At 72.4% G+C, this 18,063-nt stretch carries 7 protein-coding genes and 1 pseudogene; 4 read left to right on the top strand and 4 right to left on the bottom strand.

Annotation, left to right across the window (positions count from 1 at the left end):
- The first annotated feature begins 11 nt into the window (after positions 1-11).
- A complete protein-coding gene (locus tag WBG99_RS00230) occupies positions 12-10,901 on the top strand; it encodes an SDR family NAD(P)-dependent oxidoreductase (protein ID WP_338894327.1) in 10,890 nt (3,629 codons plus the stop codon).
- Between the two features lie 57 nt (positions 10,902-10,958).
- On the opposite strand, the pseudogene WBG99_RS00225 reads toward WBG99_RS00230, so the two are convergent.
- From WBG99_RS00225 to WBG99_RS00210, 4 genes and pseudogenes are all read right to left on the bottom strand, one after another.
- A pseudogene (locus WBG99_RS00225) lies at positions 10,959-11,596 on the bottom strand (response regulator transcription factor).
- Positions 11,593-12,828 carry a sensor histidine kinase gene (locus WBG99_RS00220; protein ID WP_338894326.1) on the bottom strand — a complete coding sequence of 412 codons (1,236 nt, stop codon included), beginning with the start codon at positions 12,826-12,828 and terminating at the stop codon, positions 11,593-11,595. The pseudogene WBG99_RS00225 and the gene WBG99_RS00220 overlap by 4 nt, the downstream one beginning before the upstream one ends.
- A gap of 54 nt (positions 12,829-12,882) precedes the next feature.
- Positions 12,883-13,611 carry an ABC transporter permease gene (locus tag WBG99_RS00215; RefSeq protein ID WP_338894325.1) on the bottom strand — a complete coding sequence of 243 codons (729 nt, stop codon included), beginning with the start codon at positions 13,609-13,611 and terminating at the stop codon, positions 12,883-12,885.
- 89 nt (positions 13,612-13,700) lie between these two features.
- On the bottom strand, positions 13,701-14,615 hold the full coding sequence (locus WBG99_RS00210) for an ABC transporter ATP-binding protein (protein WP_338894324.1): 915 nt from the start codon (positions 14,613-14,615) through the stop codon (positions 13,701-13,703).
- 216 nt (positions 14,616-14,831) lie between these two features.
- Here WBG99_RS00210 and WBG99_RS00205 point away from each other — a divergent pair, with 216 nt between their 5' ends.
- The 3 genes from WBG99_RS00205 to WBG99_RS00195 all read left to right on the top strand — a co-directional run bounded on the left by WBG99_RS00205 (position 14,832) and on the right by WBG99_RS00195 (position 17,982).
- On the top strand, positions 14,832-16,070 hold the full coding sequence (locus WBG99_RS00205) for a cytochrome P450 (RefSeq protein ID WP_338894323.1): 1,239 nt from the start codon (positions 14,832-14,834) through the stop codon (positions 16,068-16,070).
- Positions 16,071-16,174: 104 nt separating this feature from the next.
- A complete protein-coding gene (locus tag WBG99_RS00200) occupies positions 16,175-17,146 on the top strand; it encodes an ATP-binding cassette domain-containing protein (protein ID WP_338894322.1) in 972 nt (323 codons plus the stop codon).
- Entirely contained in the window at positions 17,146-17,982 is an 837-nt protein-coding gene (locus WBG99_RS00195) for an ABC transporter permease (protein WP_338894321.1), read from the top strand. The genes WBG99_RS00200 and WBG99_RS00195 overlap by 1 nt, the downstream gene beginning before the upstream one ends.
- Positions 17,983-18,063: the final 81 nt, after the last annotated feature.

Genomic DNA, 18,063 nt, shown 5'->3' with positions numbered 1-18,063 from the left:
CGGAGCTTGCGATGGCCTCTACCCAGGAATACGTCGAAGCGCTGCGAGCTTCTCTTAAAGAGACGGAGCAGCTTCGCGCCCGAAACCGGGAACTGATCGCCGCCGTCGGCGAACCCATCGCGATCGTGTCGATGGCGTGCCGCTATCCCGGCGGCGTGGCCTCACCGGACGACCTCTGGCGCCTGGTCGAACGGGGCGGCGACGGTATCGTGCCGTTCCCCGACGGACGGGGCTGGAGCGCGGACGGGCTCGGCGCGGACCCCGCGGCCAGCGACCTCGCCGCGCAGGGCGGCTTCCTGGACGGGGCCGAGCGGTTCGACGCGGCTTTCTTCGGGATCTCGCCGCGCGAGGCTCTGGCGATGGACCCCCAGCAGCGACTTCTGCTGGAGGGCACCTGGGAGACGCTCGAACGCGCCGGACTCGCACCGGACACCCTGCGCGGCAGCCGGACCGGTGTGTTCGTCGGCGCGACCTCCTCCGGCTACGGCGTCGGCGCGAGCGACGCCGACCAGGGGTACGCCCTGGTCGGCGGAGCGACCAGCGTCCTCTCCGGCCGCGTGTCGTACGTGTTCGGCCTTGAGGGGCCCGCGGTCACGGTGGACACGGCGTGCTCGTCGTCCCTGGTCGCGCTGCACCTGGCCGTACAGGCACTGCGCGCGGGTGAATGCACCCTGGCGCTGGCGGGCGGCGTGACGGTCCTGACCAACGCGGAGGTGTTTCACGCTTTCAGCGAGCAGCAGGGCCTCGCCTCGGACGGGCGGTGCAAGTCGTTCGGCGCCGACGCGGACGGCACCGGCTGGGGTGAGGGTGTCGGACTGCTGCTGCTGGAACGTCTGTCGGACGCCCACCGCAACGGGCACGAGGTGCTCGCGGTGGTCCGTGGGAGCGCGGTCAACCAGGACGGCGCGTCGAACGGGCTGACCGCGCCGAACGGCCCGTCCCAACGGCGGGTGATCCGGCAGGCGCTGACGGCCGCCGGACTCTCGGCGGGCGACGTGGACGCCGTGGACGCGCACGGCACCGGGACGAGGCTCGGCGATCCCATCGAGGCGCAGGCGCTGCTCGCGACCTACGGGCAGGACCGTCCGGCGGACCGGCCGCTCTGGCTGGGCTCGATCAAGTCGAACATCGGCCACACCCAGTCGGCGGCGGGCGTCGCCGGCATCATCAAGATGGTCATGGCGATGCGCCACGGCCTGCTGCCCGCCACCCTCCACGCGGACGAGCCGACTCCGCACGTGAACTGGGCGCTCGGCGCGGTGGAGTTGCTGACCGAGGCGCGTCCGTGGCCGGAGGTGGATCGGCCGCGCCGGGCGGGTGTGTCGTCGTTCGGTATCAGCGGGACGAACGCGCACGTGATCCTGGAGCAGGGCGAAACCGCGCCCACGCCGACGGCGGGCGGGACGACCCCGGACGCGGTCCTCTGGCCTGTGTCCGCCAAGGACGCGGCCGGGTTGCGCGGACAGGCGGAACGCCTGCGCGCCTTCCTGCAGGACGAGCCCGACCTGCTCGCCGTGGGACATGCCCTCGCCGTGCACCGAGCCGCGCTGGAACACCGCGCGGTCGTCGTCGGCGCTTCCGCGGCGGCCCTCGACGAAGGGCTGAAGGCGCTGTCCGAGGGACAGGCCGCCCAGGACGTCGTTTCCGGTGTGGTGGTGGAGGGCCGTACGGCGTTCCTGTTCACGGGCCAGGGTGCGCAGCGGGTCGGGATGGGCCGGGGTCTGTATGAGGCGTTCCCGGTGTTCGCGGAGGCGTTCGACGCGGTGTGCGCGGAGTTGGACGTCAGGCTTGGCCGGTCGGTCAGGGATGTGGTGTTCGAGAGCACTGATCTCGATCGGACGGTGTGGGCGCAGGCGGGCCTGTTCGCGGTCGAGGTGGCTTCGTACCGGCTGCTGGAGTCCTGGAACGTGGTCCCGGACTTCCTGCTGGGTCATTCCATAGGTGAGATCGCGGCGGCGCATGTGGCCGGGGTCTTGTCCCTGGCGGATGCCTGTGCGCTGGTGGCGGCGCGTGGTCGTCTGATGCAGGCGCTTCCGTCCGGTGGGGCGATGCTGGCGGTGCAGGCTTCCGAGGCCGAGGTGGTCGGGGCGGTCGCGGGCCGGTTGGACATCGCCGCGGTCAACGGCCCCACGTCCGTCGTGGTGTCGGGTGTTGCCGATGTGATCGAGGAGTTCGCGGTCCGGTGGTCGGCCGAGGGCCGCAAGACGCACCGGCTGACGGTCTCGCACGCCTTCCACTCCGCGCTGATGGAGCCGATGCTCGCCGAGTTCGCCGCCGTACTGGAGGGGTTGACGTTCCAGGAGCCCCAGGTTCCGCTGGTGTCGAACCTGACCGGCACGGTCGCGGAGCCGGGGCTGATGTCCACCCCGGACTACTGGGTACGGCAGGTCCGCGAAGCGGTCCGGTTCGCCGACGGCGTCGCCTGTCTGGGCGGACAGGGCGTGACCCGGTTCGTCGAGCTGGGTCCCGACGGGGTGCTGTGCGGCATGGCGCGGCATGCCGACGCCGAGGGCACCTTCGCGCCTGTGATGCGCGCCCACCACGACGACGTACGCGCCTTCCGCACCGCGATCGGGACGCTCTGGACGGCCGGTGCCGCCATCGACTGGTCCGCGGCGTTCGCGGGACGGAGCCCGGGACGTGTCGCCCTGCCGACGTACGCCTTCCAGCACCAGTCCTTCTGGGCTCGGCCCGCGGCTCCGCTCGCTGCCGCCGGAGGCGAGGACGGTACGGCCGAGGCCGGGTTCTGGGCGGCGGTCGAGCGCGAGGACGTGGACGAGCTGACCGGGGCTCTGCGTGTGGACGCGGACCCGGTGGAGCTCCGCGCCGTGCTCCCCGCCCTGTCGTCCTTCCGGCGACGCCGCCGCGACGAGGCCGTCATCGACTCGTGGCGCTACCGGGTCCGGTGGAAGCCGCTCACCGATCCGCCCGCCGCCGAGAGGCTCAGCGGCACCTGGCTGGTGGTCGCACCCCCCGAACACGGCGATGTGGAACGGCTGCTGACAGCCGCCGGCGCCGAGGTCGTCGGCGTCGAGAGCCTCGCCGACGACACCCGCACGTCCCTGACCGGCCGCCTCCGCGAGGTCGCGGGCCCGCCAGCCGGCGTCGTCGCCTGCCTGGACGGGCACCCGGAGCCCGTCACGGCGGCGGTCGCCCTGATCCAGGCGCTCGGCGACGCGGGCATCGAGGCTCCGTTGTGGATGGTCACGCGGGGCGGCGTCGCCACCGGCCGTTCCGACGGGCCCGCCGATCCAGTGCGGGCACAGCTGTGGGGGCTCGGCCGGGTGGCCGCCCTCGAAGTGCCCGAACGCTGGGGTGGACTGGTCGATCTGCCACCGTCCGACGACGCCAGGACGCCCGCCCGGCTGGCGGCCGTCCTGACCGGCACCGAGGACCAGGTCGCGGTCCGGAAGGCGGGCACGTACGTCCGTCGCCTGGTGCGCGCGCCACGCCCCGACGGCCCGGAGACGGCCTGGCAGCCCTCGGGAACCGTCCTCGTGACCGGCGGAACGGGCGCGCTCGGCGCCGAGGTGTCCCGCTGGCTCGCGCGCCTGGGCACCCCCCATCTCGTACTGACGGGCCGACGCGGCGAGGCGGCCCCGGGCGTCGACGCGCTGGTGGCCGAGTTGAGCGGCCTCGGTGCCCGGGTGACGGTCGCCGCCTGCGACGCCGCTGACCGGGCGGCCCTGGCGGGCGTGCTCGACGGGATCCCGGCCGACCTCCCGCTGACCGGGGTCGTGCACGCGGCCGGAGTCGGCCAGGCGACGCCGTTGGTGGACACCACCGTCGAGGAGATCGCCTCCGTGCTCGGCGGCAAGGCCGACGGCGCGACGCACCTCGACGCGCTGACCGCCGACCTGCCGCTGGACCTGTTCGTGGTGTTCTCGTCGATCGCGGCGACCTGGGGCAGCGGTGCCCAGGCCGTCTACGCCGCGGCCAACGCCCACCTGGAGGCATTGGTCGACCGGCGCCGGGCCGAGGGCCGGCCCGGGCTCGCCCTCGCGTGGGGCCCCTGGGCGGAGGCCGGCATGGCCGTCCAGGGCGAGTCGGAGGACTTCCTGCGCCGCCGTGGCCTTGGCCTGCTCGACCCGGCCCTCGCGGTGCGGGCGCTCGCGCAGGCCGTCGGCGCGGGCGAGACATGCGTGGCCGTCGCGGACGTCCGCTGGGACCGCTTCGCCCTGGCCTTCACGGCCGCCCGCCGCCGACCGCTCATCGAGGACCTGCCCGAGGTCGTACGGGCTCTCGCCACACCGGCGGCCGAGCCCTCGGTCGCCACGTCCCCGTTGGCCGGGAGGCTGGCCGGGATGCCGCGGTCCAGGCAGGAACGGACGCTGCTCGATCTGGTCCGGCGTCAGGCGGCGGCCGTCCTCGGCCATCGTGAGGCGGGCGACGTCCCCTCCGACGTGCCCTTTAAGAGCCTCGGCTTCGACTCGCTCACCGCACTGGAACTGCGCGACGGCCTGGCCGCCGAGACCGGCCTGCGGCTGTCCGCCACACTGGTCTTCGACCACCCCACCCCGGGCGCCCTGGCCCTTCAGCTGCGCCACGAGCTGTTCGGCGGCCGGTCCGCGGCCGACACCATCCAGGCCGCCGCCGTCGACGAGCCGATCGCGATCGTCGCGATGAGCTGCCGCTACCCCGGAGGGGTCCAGTCACCGGAACAGCTGTGGCGGCTGGTCGCCGACGAGGTCGACGCCGTCTCGGCACTGCCCGACGACCGTGGCTGGCCGCCGCTCGGCCCGGCGCCGGGCGAGGCGGCGGGGGCGGCGACGTGGGCCGGCGGATTCCTGCCGGGTGTCGCGGACTTCGACCCCGGTCTGTTCGCCATCTCCCCGCGCGAGGCGCTGGCGATGGACCCCCAGCAGCGGCTGCTCCTCGAGACGGTGTGGGAGGCGTTCGAGCGGGCGGGTGTGGACGCGCGCTCGGTGCGCGGCAGCAGCACCGGGGTGTTCATCGGCACCAGCGGTCAGGACTACGCGGCTTTGCTCACGGGCCCGTCCGACAGCGAGGGACATCGCGGCACCGGCACGGCCGCGTCCGTGCTCTCCGGCCGGATCGCCTACGTGTTCGACCTTGAGGGCCCGGCCGTGACCGTGGACACGGCGTGTTCGTCGTCCCTGGTCGCCCTGCACTCGGCGGCCGAGGCACTGCGCCGTGGCGAGTGCGCTTTGGCCCTGGCCGGCGGCGCGACCGTGATGGCGACTCCTTCGGCGTTCGTGGAGTTCAGCCGCCAACTGGGGCTCGCGGCCGACGGGCGGTGCAAGGCGTTCGCCGCCGGCGCGGACGGTACCGGCTGGGGCGAGGGCGTCGGGATCCTGCTCCTTGAACGGCTGTCCGACGCGGTACGGCACGGACATCACGTGCTCGGCGTGGTCCGTGGAAGCGCGGTCAACCAGGACGGCGCGTCGAACGGTCTGACGGCCCCGAACGGTCCCTCGCAGGAGCGGGTGATCCGGCAGGCCCTGGCCAACGCGCGGCTTGAGCCGTCCGACGTCGACGCCGTGGAGGCGCACGGCACGGGCACCAGGCTCGGCGACCCCATCGAGGCGCGGGCGCTGCTTGCCACCTACGGGCAGGAGCGTTCCGGGGACCCGCTGTGGCTGGGTTCGATCAAGTCCAACATCGGGCACACCCAGGCGGCCGCCGGGATCGCCGGCATCATCAAGATGGTCATGGCGATGCGGCACGGCGTGCTTCCGGCGACCCTGCACGTGGACGCGCCCACCCCCCACGTCGACTGGTCCGCCGGGGCGGTCGAGCTGCTGGACGCCGCCCGGCCGTGGCCGGACACCGACCGGCCGCGCCGCACCGGTGTCTCCTCGTTCGGCATGAGCGGCACGAACGCGCACGTCATCATCGAGCAGGGCGATCCGCTGCCGGTCCCGGACGGCGAGAGCCTCCCCGGTCCGGTGCCGTGGCCCCTGTCCGGGCAGACCCCGGCGGCGCTGCGGGCCCAGGCCGCCCGGCTGGGCGGCCATCTGACGGAGAGGCACGACGACGGGCCGGCCGATGTGGCGCGTGCGCTGTCCCTCCGGACGGCGCTGCCCCACCGGGCGGTGGTCATCGCCGCGGACCGGGCGGGACAGGCGCGCGACCTCGCGGCGCTGGCCGCGGGCGAGCCCGCCGCGGGCGTGGTCTCCGGCGTGTCCTCCGAGGGACGGACGGCGTTCCTCTTCACCGGCCAGGGCGCGCAGCGGCTCGGTATGGGGCGTGGACTGTACGAGTCGTTCCCGGTGTTCGCGCGGGCCTTCGACGCCGTGTGCGCGGAACTGGATCTGGTCCTCGACCGTCCGGTGCGGGACGTGGTGTTCGAGGGTCCCGGTCTGGACCGGACGCTCTGGGCGCAGGCGGGCCTGTTCGCCCTGGAGGTGGCCTCGTTCCGGCTGGTGGAGTCGTGGGGCGTGACCCCGGACTTCCTGCTGGGGCACTCGATCGGCGAGGTGGCCGCCGCCCATGTGGCGGGCGTGTTCTCGCTGGCCGACGCGTGCGCCCTGGTCGCGGCGCGGGGCCGGCTGATGGAGGCGCTGCCCGAGGGCGGTGCGATGCTCGCGGTCCAGGCCACCGAGGCCGAGGCGGCCGAGGCGGCAGCGGGCCGGGCCGATGTCGCGGCGGTCAACGGACCGACGTCGGTGGTGGTGTCGGGCGCCATGGACGTCATCGACGAACTGGCCGCACGGTGGTCGGCCGAGGGCCGCAGGACGAGCCGGCTGACGGTGTCGCACGCGTTCCACTCGGCGCTGATGGAACCGATGCTGGCGGAGTTCGCGGCCGCCCTGGAGAAACTGACCTTCGCGGAGCCGCGTATTCCGCTGCTGTCCAACGTGACCGGGGAGATCGCCGGGCCCGGACTGGTGTCCGACGCGGGCTACTGGGTGTGCCAGGTCAGGGCGGCGGTCCGGTTCGCCGACGGCGTTACCTGTCTGGCCGGCCACGGGGTGACCCGGTTCCTGGAGCTGGGCCCCGACGGCGTGCTGTGCGGCCTGGCCCAACAGTCCCTCCCGGACGCCGTGTTCGCCCCCCTCCAGCGGGCGGACCGGGACGCCGTGGACGCGCTGTGGCACGGCCTCGGCCGGTTGTGGGCGGCCGGAGCCGATGTGGACTGGGCGGTCGCCCTGCCGGCCGGGCCGCGGGCGGACCTGCCGACGTACGCCTTCCAGCGCGACCGGTACTGGCCGCGGCCGGTTCCCGGTACGGGCGACGCGGCGGCCCTCGGACAGACCGTCGCGGGTCATCCGCTCCTTGGCGCCGCGGTGGCCCTGGCGGGGGACGACGGCACGCTGCTGACCGGGCGGCTCTCCTCCGCCACGCATCCGTGGCTGGCCGACCACGTCGTCCTGGGCCGGACACTCGTACCGGGGACGGCGCTCGTCGAGATGGCGCTGCGGGCCGGCGAGGAGGTCGGCCGCACGGTCCTGGACGAGCTCGTGGTGCGGATCCCGCTGGTGCTCCCCGAGCGGGGCGACGTCCAGGTGCAGGTACGGGTGGCCGCGCCCGGCGAGGGCGGCGCGTGCCGGGTGGAGATCCACTCCCGGCCCGGCACGGGCCGCCACGCGCCGTGGACGTGTCACGCGACCGGCCTGCTCACCGAGGAGCCGGCGGCGGAGCGGTTCGACCTGACGGTCTGGCCGCCGCCGGCCGCCGAGCCGGTGCCGCTGGACGGGTTCTACGACACGCTGGCCGACAGCGGATACGGCTACGGGCCCGTGTTCCGGGGCCTGCGGGCGGCCTGGAGGGACGACCAGGCCGTGTACGCCGACGTCGCCCTGCCCGACGAGGCCGTCGCCGACGCCGGCGGGTTCGGGCTGCATCCGGCCCTCCTGGACGCGGCGTTGCACGCGGTGGGATTGTCCGGCGCGGCGGTCGGGCGAGGAACCTCGCTGCCGTTCGCATGGACGGGCGTACGGGTCGAGGCGGTGGGAGCGTCAAGGTTGCGGGCGAGGATCACGCGGACCGCAGACGGCGTGTCGCTGCACCTGGCCGACGGCACGGGTGAGCCGGTGGCGGCGGTCCGGTCCCTGGTGATGCGCGAGGTGTCCCCGGAGACGCTGGGGTCCACGAGGGACACCGGGTCGGACGCGCTCTTCGCGGTGGACTGGAGGCCCCTGCCGCCGGCGCCCGGCCCGGAGGAGCGGGACGTCTCCGACTGGATGGTGATCGGCGACGCCCCCGACGACACCCCGGCGGGCCGGCTGCCCGACATGGCGAGCCTGATCACCGCGCTGGACGAGGGGGCGGCGCCGCCGGTGACCGTGCTGTCCGTGGGACGCCCGGCCGACGGCGCCGAAGGCGTGCACGAGGTGACGGGCCGTGTCCTCGACGAGGTGCGGGCCTGGCTGGCCGAGGAGCGGCTCGCCGACTCCCGGCTGGTGGTGCTGACGTGCGGAGCGACCCCCGGCACGTCCCTGACGGCCGGTGGTACGGCCCCGGCAGGGGCCGCCGTATGGGGCCTGATCCGATCGGCGCAGACGGAGAACCCGGACCGGATCGTGCTTGTGGACGCCGAGTCCGCCGACGCGTCGGACACCTGGGCCCGGTGGCCCGCTCTTGTGGGCGGTGAGGAACCCCAGATCGCGGTCCGCGGCGGAGACGTATGGGTGCCGCGACTGGTACGGGAGGCCACCGTCAGCAGGCTGACCCCGCCGGAACCGGCGGGCGCCTGGCGGCTGGCCGTCACCGGGGAGGGCGCCGGCCTGGAGGACGTGGCGCTGGTGCCCGCACCGGACGCCGACGCGCCCCTGCGGGCCGGGGAGGTGCGCGTCGCGGTCCGGTCGGCGGGCCTGAACTTCCGTGACGTGCTGATAGGGCTCGGCATGTACCCGGACCGGACGGCCGTGATGGGGTCCGAGGCCGCGGGCATCGTGCTCGACGTCGGCGCGGAGGTGACCGACCTCGTCGCGGGCGAACGCGTCTTCGGCTTCTTCGCCGGTGGCGCGGGAGCACGTGCGGTCACCGACCGACGGCTGCTGGCCCGGATCCCGGACGGATGGTCCTTCGCGGAGGCGGCGTCGGTACCGCTGGTCTTCGCGACCGCCTACTACGGACTGCGCGACCTGGCCGACGCGCGCCCCGGTGAATCCGTACTGGTGCACGCGGCCGCCGGCGGTGTCGGCATGGCAGCCGTGCAACTCGCCCGCCACTTCGGCCTGGAGGTCTTCGGCACCGCCAGTGCGGGCAAGTGGGAGACGCTGCGGGGTATGGGCCTCGACCAGGCGCACATCGCCTCGACGCGTGACCTCGACTTCGAGGACCGGTTCCGGGCCGCGACCGGCGGGCGCGGTGTGGACGTGGTGCTGAACTCGCTGGCCGGGGAGTTCGTGGACGCGTCGCTGCGGCTGCTGGCCGACGGCGGCCGCTTCCTGGAGATGGGCAAGACCGACGTCCGGCGGTCCGCCGGCCCCGGATACCGGGCCTTCGACCTGGCCGAGGCTGGTCCGGAGCGGATGGGCGGGATCCTCCACGAGGTCATCGCGCTGTTCGACTCGGGTGCCCTGCGGATGCTGCCGATCACCGCATGGGACATACGTGACGCGATCAGTGCGTTCCGGCACGTCAGCCAGGCCCGGCACGTCGGCAAGAACGTACTGACGGTTCCGTTGTCGTTGGATCCCGGTGGCACGGTGTTGATCACGGGTGGGCTGGGGACGTTGGGTGGTCTGGTGGCCCGGCATCTGGTGTCCGTGCATGGGGTGCGGCATCTGACGTTGCTGAGCCGTCGGGGTGGGGAGACCCCGGCCGCGCGCGATCTGGTGGCCGGGCTTGAGGAGTTGGGTGCGGTTGTTCGGGTGGTGGCGTGTGATGCGGCGGATCGTTCGGGTCTGGCTGCGGTGTTGGGTGGTCTTGAGCGTCCGTTGACGGGTGTGGTGCATGCGGCGGGTGTGTTGGATGACGGGGTGTTCGGTGGGTTGACGTCGGATCGTCTGTCGGGGGTGTTGCGTTCGAAGGTGGACGCGGCCGTCTACCTGGATGAGTTGACGGCGGGTCTGGATCTGTCGATGTTCGTGATGTTCTCGTCGGTGGCGGGGACGTTCGGTTCGGGTGGGCAGGCCAACTACGCTGCGGCGAACGCGTTCCTGGACGCGTTCGCGGTGGATCGCGTGGCGCGGGGGTTGCCGGGTCAGTCCTTGTCATGGGGACTCTGGGAACAGGCCAGCGCCCTCACCGGCCACCTCGGACGTGTCGACCACGCCCGGGCCGGCCACCTCAGCTCACCGCTGTCCACTCCTCGCGCGCTCGCCCTGTTCGACCGCTCGCGCGACGTGGGACGCGCTCATCTCGTACCGGTCGACATCGACCTCGGCCTCCTGAGGTCCGGGGCCCATCCGGTGCCCGTGCTCCTGCGCGAGCTCGTCCAGGGAACGGCACGACGGGCCGCCGACAACCGGCGTCCCGACGGCCCGCCCCTGGCCGAACGGCTGGCCGTCATGGCCGACGCACAGCGCGACGCGACCCTGCTGGACCTGGTCACCGGGAACGCCGCGGCCGTCCTCGGCCATGGCTCGCCCGACGCGATAGCGGCCGACCGGCCCTTCAAGGACCTGGGATTCGACTCGCTGACCTCCGTCGAACTGCGCAACCGGCTGAACACCGCCACCGGCCTGCGCCTGCCACCGACCCTGGTCTTCGACCACCCCACCCCCGTCGCTCTCGCCCGGTACCTGCGGGAGAGCATGCTGCCCGCCGTCGACCCCGCCGAAGAGCTGCTCGGCCGGCTGACACGGATGGAGACCGAGCTGATCGCGCTGGCCGCCCCGGAACGCGCCGGGATACGCGCCAGGCTGGAGACACTGCTGGATCGCCTGCGCGACACCGACGGATCGCCCGGCGTACACGACGACAGCGATCTGGAGTCCGCGACGGCGGACGACATCTTCGCGCTGCTCGACGACGAGCTCGGGAGCTGACGCCCTCCCGGTTCCCGAACCCGCCGCCGTGCGGCGTACGGTCGGCGGGCGTCCGGCTCAGGTCACCAGACCGCGCCGGAACGCCTCGCCGACCGCGCCCGCCCGGTCGCGCACCCCGAGCTTGTCGTAGATGCGCAGCAGGTGCGTCTTGACACTGGCCTCGGTGATGAAGAGGTCGCTCGCCACTTCCTTGTTGGACGACCCGTGCGCGACGAGGCGCAGCACTTCGAGCTCCCGTGCGCTCAGGATGCCGTTGCTGGGCCGCCGCACCCGGTCCATCAGGCGCCTCGTGATGAGGGGGAGAGCACGGCCTCGCCGCGTGCCGCCACCCTGGCCGAGCGGAGGAGTTCCTCCGTGGGCGCGTCCTTGAGTAGGTAGCTCGTGGCGCCGGCCTCGATCGCCGGCAACACGTCGTTGTCGGTGTCGAAGGTGGTCAGCACCAGCACCCGTACGTCGGGTGCGCTCTTGCTGAGCCGCTGGATCGCGCTGACGCCGTCCATCACCGGCATGCGCAGATCCATCAGCACCAGGTCCGGCCCCAGCTCCGCGACCAGTTCGAGGGCCTCCGCGCCGTTGCCCGCCTCGCCTACCACCTCGAACTCGGGGCTGCCGGTGAACGCGCCGCGCAGGCCGTCGCGGACGATCGGATGGTCGTCCACGATCAGTAGCCGGATCGGTGCCGGCTGTCCGCTCATTCGCCGCCGCCCCGGCGGATCGCGGGCACGCTCGCGTTGATCGCGGTGCCCGAGCCCGGTGCGCTTTCGATGACGAGGGTCCCAAGCACTCGGTCGAGCCGCTGCCGCAGCCCGTGGAGCCCGAAGCCGCCCTCGCCGTCTCCCGGTGGCGGCTCGTCGTGAGGGGGCACGGTGAAGCCGACACCGTCGTCGCGAACGTCCAGCATGACCGTGTCCTCCAGGTAGGAAAGAGTCAGCCCGACCTTAGTGGCACCGGCGTGCTTCCCGACGTTGGCGAGCGTCTCATGGGCGACGCGGAAGAGGGTCACCTCGATCTCCGCCAGCAACGGCACCGGGTCGCCCGTCGCCTCGACGAACGCCGGGATGCCGTGGCGGGACGACCACCGCCGGGCGAGGTCGTGGAGCGCGCTCGGCAGGTGCGCCTCGTCCAGCTCCACCGGCTGGAGCGCGGCCACCGACCGGCGGGCCGCCGTAAGGCCCTCCTTGGCCAGCAGCCGCGCCTGTTCGAGGTGCCACTCGCGCTGGCCGGGCTGTTCCCGGGCCTTGTCCGCGGCCTGGAGCTGGGTCACGATCCCGGCCAGCTCCTGGGCGATGGTGTCGTGGATCTCCCGGGCCAGGCGCTGCCGCTCGTCCTGGATGCCCGCCTCCCGGGCCTGGGTGAGCAACTGGGCGTGCAGGCCGTTGTTCTCCGCGATCACGGCCTTCAACTGGGAGACCAGCTCCCGGCGTTGCTCGCTGCGTTCGTTGAAGCGGTGCGAGAGGTTGCCGAACCAGCCGATCAGGAAGGTCTGCAGGCACACGGACACGGCCGCGATCGCGATCCGGCCCGAGGTGTCCGGCACTCCGCCGGGGATCAGGTTGATCATCAGCGAGGTGACGCCGATGCTGACGAAAGCCCACTGCGGCGGGAGCAGGTCGTACGCCTGGACGAACCCGATCACGGCGAACACGAAGAAGATCGGATGCTGCGCCATCAGCAGCGCGGCCAGGACCTGCTGGACCGCCACATAGGTCAGCATCGGTCCGGTGCGGCCGGTCCACTCCCGGGAGCGCAGCGTATACATGGCGAGGGTCCAGACGGCGGTCACCGCGACCAGGGGGAGCACCACGGCGCGTGCGTCCGCCGTGCCCTCCTCGGGCTGTACGAGGCTGAGCACGGTGGACACACCCAGCAGCGCCAGGGGCAGGGGGGTCAGAAAACGGCGGAGGTCGATCGGCTCGTCGCTCTTCATGGTGATCTCAGCCCCCTCGTGGTGTGCGATCGTACGGGAGTACGACCTTCTGGCCTATTCCCAGCGGAAGAGACGAGCGGCCGCGACACCGAAGACCGCCGTGTAGGCGGCCAGGACCAGGACCGCGGTCATGCTGGGCCAGTCGCCCTTGGCCGCGTCGCCGAACGCCATGACGGACGCGCCCAGCGGCGTGAAGTCCCCGATCCGGTTGACCGCGTCGGGCATCTGCTCGCGGGGCACGTAGAGCCCCGCGAAGAACATCAGCGGGAAGAAGAGCACGCTGCCCGCACCGGTGGCGGCCTTGCTGGTCTTGATCACCGAGGCCAGGAAGAGCCCGATGGCCAGGACCGCCGTGACCGAGAGCAGGAACGCGAGCAGGAACCCGCCCGGGTGGGTCGGCAGCTTGACGTCCCAGAGCAGCGCCGCGGTCCCGAGCACAAGCACGGTGGTGGCGACGGCGACGGTGGCCTGGACCACGAGCTGGGCGATCAGCACCCGGGCGGGGCCCACCGGCGTCGTCGAGAGCCGGCGCAGGATGCCCTTCTCCCGGTAGCTCACCAGGTAGGTCGGCGTGATGAACAGGCCGGTCAGCGCGAAGGACAGCACCACCAGGACGGGCGTGAAGTAGTCGATGCCGCGCTGGCCGATCTCCGCGCTGACCTCGCGGGACGACGGGATGCTGCCGATGATCACCACGAGGGCGACCGGGAAGAGCAGCGTCCAGAAGTACGCGGCGGGGTCGCGCAGGAAGAGTTTGAACTCCACGACCGTGAGTCGCTTCATGGCCCGCACTGTTGTCTCCTTCTGAGGGGTCGGGTTCTGCTTCGAGGGGGCGGGCTAGGGCCTGTCCGGCCCTGATCGCCGGACAGGCCCTAGGCGGGGTGGTCGAACCGGCGTCCGGTCAGTGCGAGGAACGCGTCCTCCAGGCTGGCCAGTTCGGCCCGCAGGTCTGCGGCGACGATCTGGTTGCGCGCCAGTACGGACGTCACCGCGTGCACCAGGTTGCCGGTGCCGGTGACCACCACCTGCGAGCCGTGCCGCTCCACGGAGACCACCTCCGGGAGCGAGGTCAGCAGGGCGTCGTCGAGCCTGGAGGTGGGACGGAAACGCACCTTCTGCTCGGCGGCCACGCCGGCCACCAGACCGGCCGGGGAGTCCAGCGCGACGATCCTGCCGCCGTCGATGAGGGCCAGCCGGTCGCAGAGCCGCTCGGCCTCCTCCATGAAGTGCGTGACCAGGACGACGGTGATGCCACGGTCGCGGACCTGCTCGATCAGATCCCAGGTGTCCCGGCGGGCCGCCGGGTCGAGGCCGGTGGTCAGCTCGTCCAGTACGGCGACCTTCGGGTTGCCGACCAGCGCCAGCGCGATCGAAAGCCGCTGCTTCTGACCGCCCGAAAGGCTGCCGAACGGGCTGTCGGCCTTGTCCGTAAGACCCAGTTCCGCGAGCAGCTCGCGCCAGTCGGCGTGGTCGTCGTAGAAGGAGGCGTACAGCTCCATCGCCTCGGCGACCCGCAGCTTGTCCGGCATCTCACTCTTCTGCAACTGCATGCCCAGGATGTGGCGCAGCTTGACCGCGTCGTGCTGGGGGTCGAGACCGAGCACCGAGATGCCGCCTCCACTCGGCTTGCGCAGACCGGCGATGCACTCGACGGTCGTGGTCTTCCCGGCCCCGTTGGGGCCGAGGATCCCGAAGATCTCGCCCTTCTGGACCTCGAACGAGATGTCGTCCAGGACGACCTTCTGGCCGTACTGCATGCGCAGGTTCGATACGACGATCGCTGGCACGGTGTTCGTCTCCGTTCGCTGGGGTTCCACCAGTGTCCGGTGGGCACGGTGCCCCGCGGATCGACCTGGCGATGGACAAACGGTGGAACTTCCCGCGATCGAACGGTTGACACCGGGCCCCTATTCCGGCCGCGGGGGCGGCGGTTAGGGGTATCGGCCCGGATCGGCCGTGCCTACGCTCGGCCCCACCTACGGGAGGCGAAGGAGCGCGTGTCGGTGGAGTCGAGCGAACGGCAACTTCGTGCACAGATGGGCTTCTTCCATGACCTGGTGCGGAAACTCGCCGCACAGGGCGATCCCTATGCGAAGGTGCTGACCGCGCCGGACAACCCCTACCCGGCGTACGAGGAGATCCGGGAGCGCGGCGCGCTCTATCGCAGCCCTCTCGGTACCTGGGTCACCACGGACCACGAGATCGCCAACCAGGTGCTGCGGGAAAAGCGGTTCGGTGTGCGGAAGGCGAACGGCGAGAAGGTCCCGGAGTTCATGAACTTCGACAACTCCATGCTCGGCCTCGACCCGCCCGACCACACCCGGTTGCGCAGGATGACCATGCCGACGTTCAACCCGCGCGTCGCCGACCGCTGGCGGGGCAGGGCGGAGAAGATCTGCCACCGGCTGATCGACGACATCCTCGCCACCGGCGACCGGTTCGACCTGATGACCGCCTTCGCCCACCACCTGCCGACCGCGGTGATCGGTGACCTCGTCGGGATCCCGGACGAGGACCGTGACCGGTTCCACCTGCTCAGCCGCGAGATCGTCCCGCTGCTTGACGGCGTGGTCACCTATGAGAAGGCGCGCGGCGTCGACGCCGCCATCGCCGGGATGACGGAGCTGTTCGCCCGCGTCGTCGCGCGGCGCCGGGCCGATCCGCGCGAGGACATGATCAGCCGGATGCTGCCGCTCGTCGACGAGGGCAGACTGACCATGGGGGAGCTGCTCCCCCTGTGCATGTTCCTGCCGCTGGCGGGCACGGAGACGACCGTCAACCTGATCGGCAACGGCGTTCTGGCGCTGCTGCGCCACCCCGAGCAATGGCGGATGGTGGCCGAGCGGCCGGAACTGGCGGAGGGCGTCGTCGCCGAGACCCTGCGTCACGACCCGCCCGTACAGACCTACCGGCGGATCGCGCACGAGCCGGTCGAGCTGGCCGGAGTGTCCCTGCCGGTCGACGGCGAGCTGGCGATCGTGGCCGCCGGGGCCAACCGGGACCCGAAGGTCTTCACCGAACCCGCCCGGTTCGACATCACCCGCGCCAACCGCAACGACACGCTCTCGTTCTCGGCGGGCATCCACTACTGCCTCGGCGCCTCGCTGGCCAAGTTCGAGGCGGAGGTCGCCTACCAGGCCCTGATCAGCCGGTTGCCCCGGCTGCGTCAGGCGGGACCGGTGCGCAGACGCGGCTCCTTCATCATCCGCGGGATGCGGGAGTTCCCGTTGTCGGTGAGCTGACCCCGAGACAGTGCCCGGCTCCCCGCCAAGGGTTGGCCATGACCGGAGCATGACCGCGCAGGGCCTACCCACGGCCCACCCACGGCCTACCCAGTGGAGGGATCATGGCAGAATCGATCGTCGTCGCCGAAGGACTGCACAAACGCTTCGGCGACGTACACGCACTCAGAGGGCTCGAACTCAGCGTGCCCGCAGGGAAGGTCTGCGGCCTGCTCGGCCCCAACGGCGCCGGCAAGACCACCGCCGTACGGATCCTCGCGACGCTGATGGACCCCGACTCCGGCCACGCCCGGATCGCGGGGCTCGACGTCGTCCGCGACGCCGACCGGGTGCGCTCGCTCATCGGCCTGGCCGGCCAGTACGCCGCCGTCGACGAGAAGCTGACCGGACGCGGCAACCTGCGCATGTTCGGGCGCCTCTACCACCTGCCCCGCCGCGCGGTGCACCTGCGGGCCGACGAACTCCTGGAGCGCTTCGGCCTGGTGGAGGCGGCCGACCGGCAGGTCAGCGGATACTCCGGCGGCATGCGGCGCAGGCTCGACCTCATCGCCAGCCTCATCCTGCGCCCCCAGGTGCTGTTCCTCGACGAGCCGACGACCGGACTCGACCCGCGCAGCCGCGGCGAGATCTGGGACTGCATCCGCGAACTCGTCGCCGACGGCACGACCGTCCTGCTCACCACGCAGTACCTGGACGAGGCGGACCGACTCGCCGACGACATCGCGGTCGTCGACCACGGCCGCGTCATCGCCGACGGGACCCCCGACCGGCTCAAGTCGATGATCGGCGACCGGTTCGACGTGGTCGTGGAGGACCCGGCCGTCCTGCCGGACGCCGCCGCCGTCATGCACCGGCTGGCCGCGGCCGAGCCGACGACGACCGGTGCCGACAGCCTCAGCGTGCCGTCCGCGGGCGGCACGGTGCGGGTCGCCGACGTCGTGCGGGAGTTGGACCGGGCGGGGGTGGCCGTCGCCGACGTCAGCCTGCGCCGCCCCACCCTCGACGAGGTGTTCCTGCGCCTCACCGACCGACCGGCCCCCGTCGACGACGACGAACGAGTCAAGGACAACGCCTGATGACCGTCGAGACCCCCTCCGTCCCCCTCCAGTCTCCGGTCACCCGGCTGCGCTGGGCCCTGTCGGACGGGTTCGTCCTGGTCGGGCGCGAGTTCAGCCGCCTCCGACAGGAACCGGGCGAGCTCATCACCGCCCTGATCTTCCCCGCCATCATGGTGCTGCTGTTCGGCTATGTCTTCGGCAGCGCGATCCAGGTGCCGGGCGGCGGCGACTACCGCGCGTACCTGATGCCGGGACTGTTCGCGATGGTGACCGCCAGCTCGGTCGTGGCGGTCATCGGACGGGTCGCCACCGACGTCTCGCGCGGCCTGATGAGCCGGTTCCGGTCGATGCCGATGTCGCGCGTCGCGGTCCCCTTCGGGCACACCGCGTCCGACATCGTCGGCGGCCTCCTCGGCATCGTCATCATGGCGACCGCCGGCCTGCTCGTCGGATGGCGCGCGGACAACGGCCTGGCGGCAGCCCTCGGCGGATTCGGTCTGCTCGCCCTCATGCGGTACGCGCTGAGCTGGGTCGGCTGCTACTTCGGACTGAAGGTGCCGAACGAGCAGGCCGCCCAGCAGCTCTCGCTGCTTGTGCTGCCGGTCACGATGCTGTCGAACGCGTTCGTGCCGACGGACGGGATGCCCGGGTGGCTGCGGTTCATCGCCGAGTGGAACCCGCTCAGCGCGCTCACCGCCGCGTGCCGTGAGCTGTTCGGCAACCCGGGTACCGCCACGGGGTCGCAGGCATGGCCGCTCGACCACCCGGTCGCCGCGACCGTGCTGTGGTCCGTGGCCCTGCTGGTCGTGTTCGTGCCCTTGTCGGTCCGCTCGTTCCAGCGCAAGGAACGGTGAACCCGCCGTGTCCTCCCGATAGGCCCCGGGCCGACCCCTAAGCCGCGCGACCGAGATCGGGGTCGTCGACGACGCTGCCTA

It is taken from the genome of Streptomyces sp. TG1A-60 (assembly GCF_037201975.1).
In the GTDB taxonomy this organism is placed as follows: Bacteria; Actinomycetota; Actinomycetes; order Streptomycetales; family Streptomycetaceae; genus Streptomyces.
Note: the sequence above shows the minus strand (reverse complement) of the source record. Positions and strands in the feature narration are given on the sequence as shown.

Bases quoted from the DNA above. Each gene is read 5' to 3' on its own strand.
- WBG99_RS00230 (WP_338894327.1), top strand. From the start codon at position 12: ATGGCCTCTACCCAGGAATACGTCGAAGCGCTGCGAGCTTCTCTTAAA.
- WBG99_RS00220 (WP_338894326.1), bottom strand. From the start codon at position 12,828: ATGAAGAGCGACGAGCCGATCGACCTCCGCCGTTTTCTGACCCCCCTG.
- WBG99_RS00200 (WP_338894322.1), top strand. From the start codon at position 16,175: ATGGCAGAATCGATCGTCGTCGCCGAAGGACTGCACAAACGCTTCGGC.
- WBG99_RS00195 (WP_338894321.1), top strand. From the start codon at position 17,146: ATGACCGTCGAGACCCCCTCCGTCCCCCTCCAGTCTCCGGTCACCCGG.
- WBG99_RS00215 (WP_338894325.1), bottom strand. From the start codon at position 13,611: ATGAAGCGACTCACGGTCGTGGAGTTCAAACTCTTCCTGCGCGACCCC.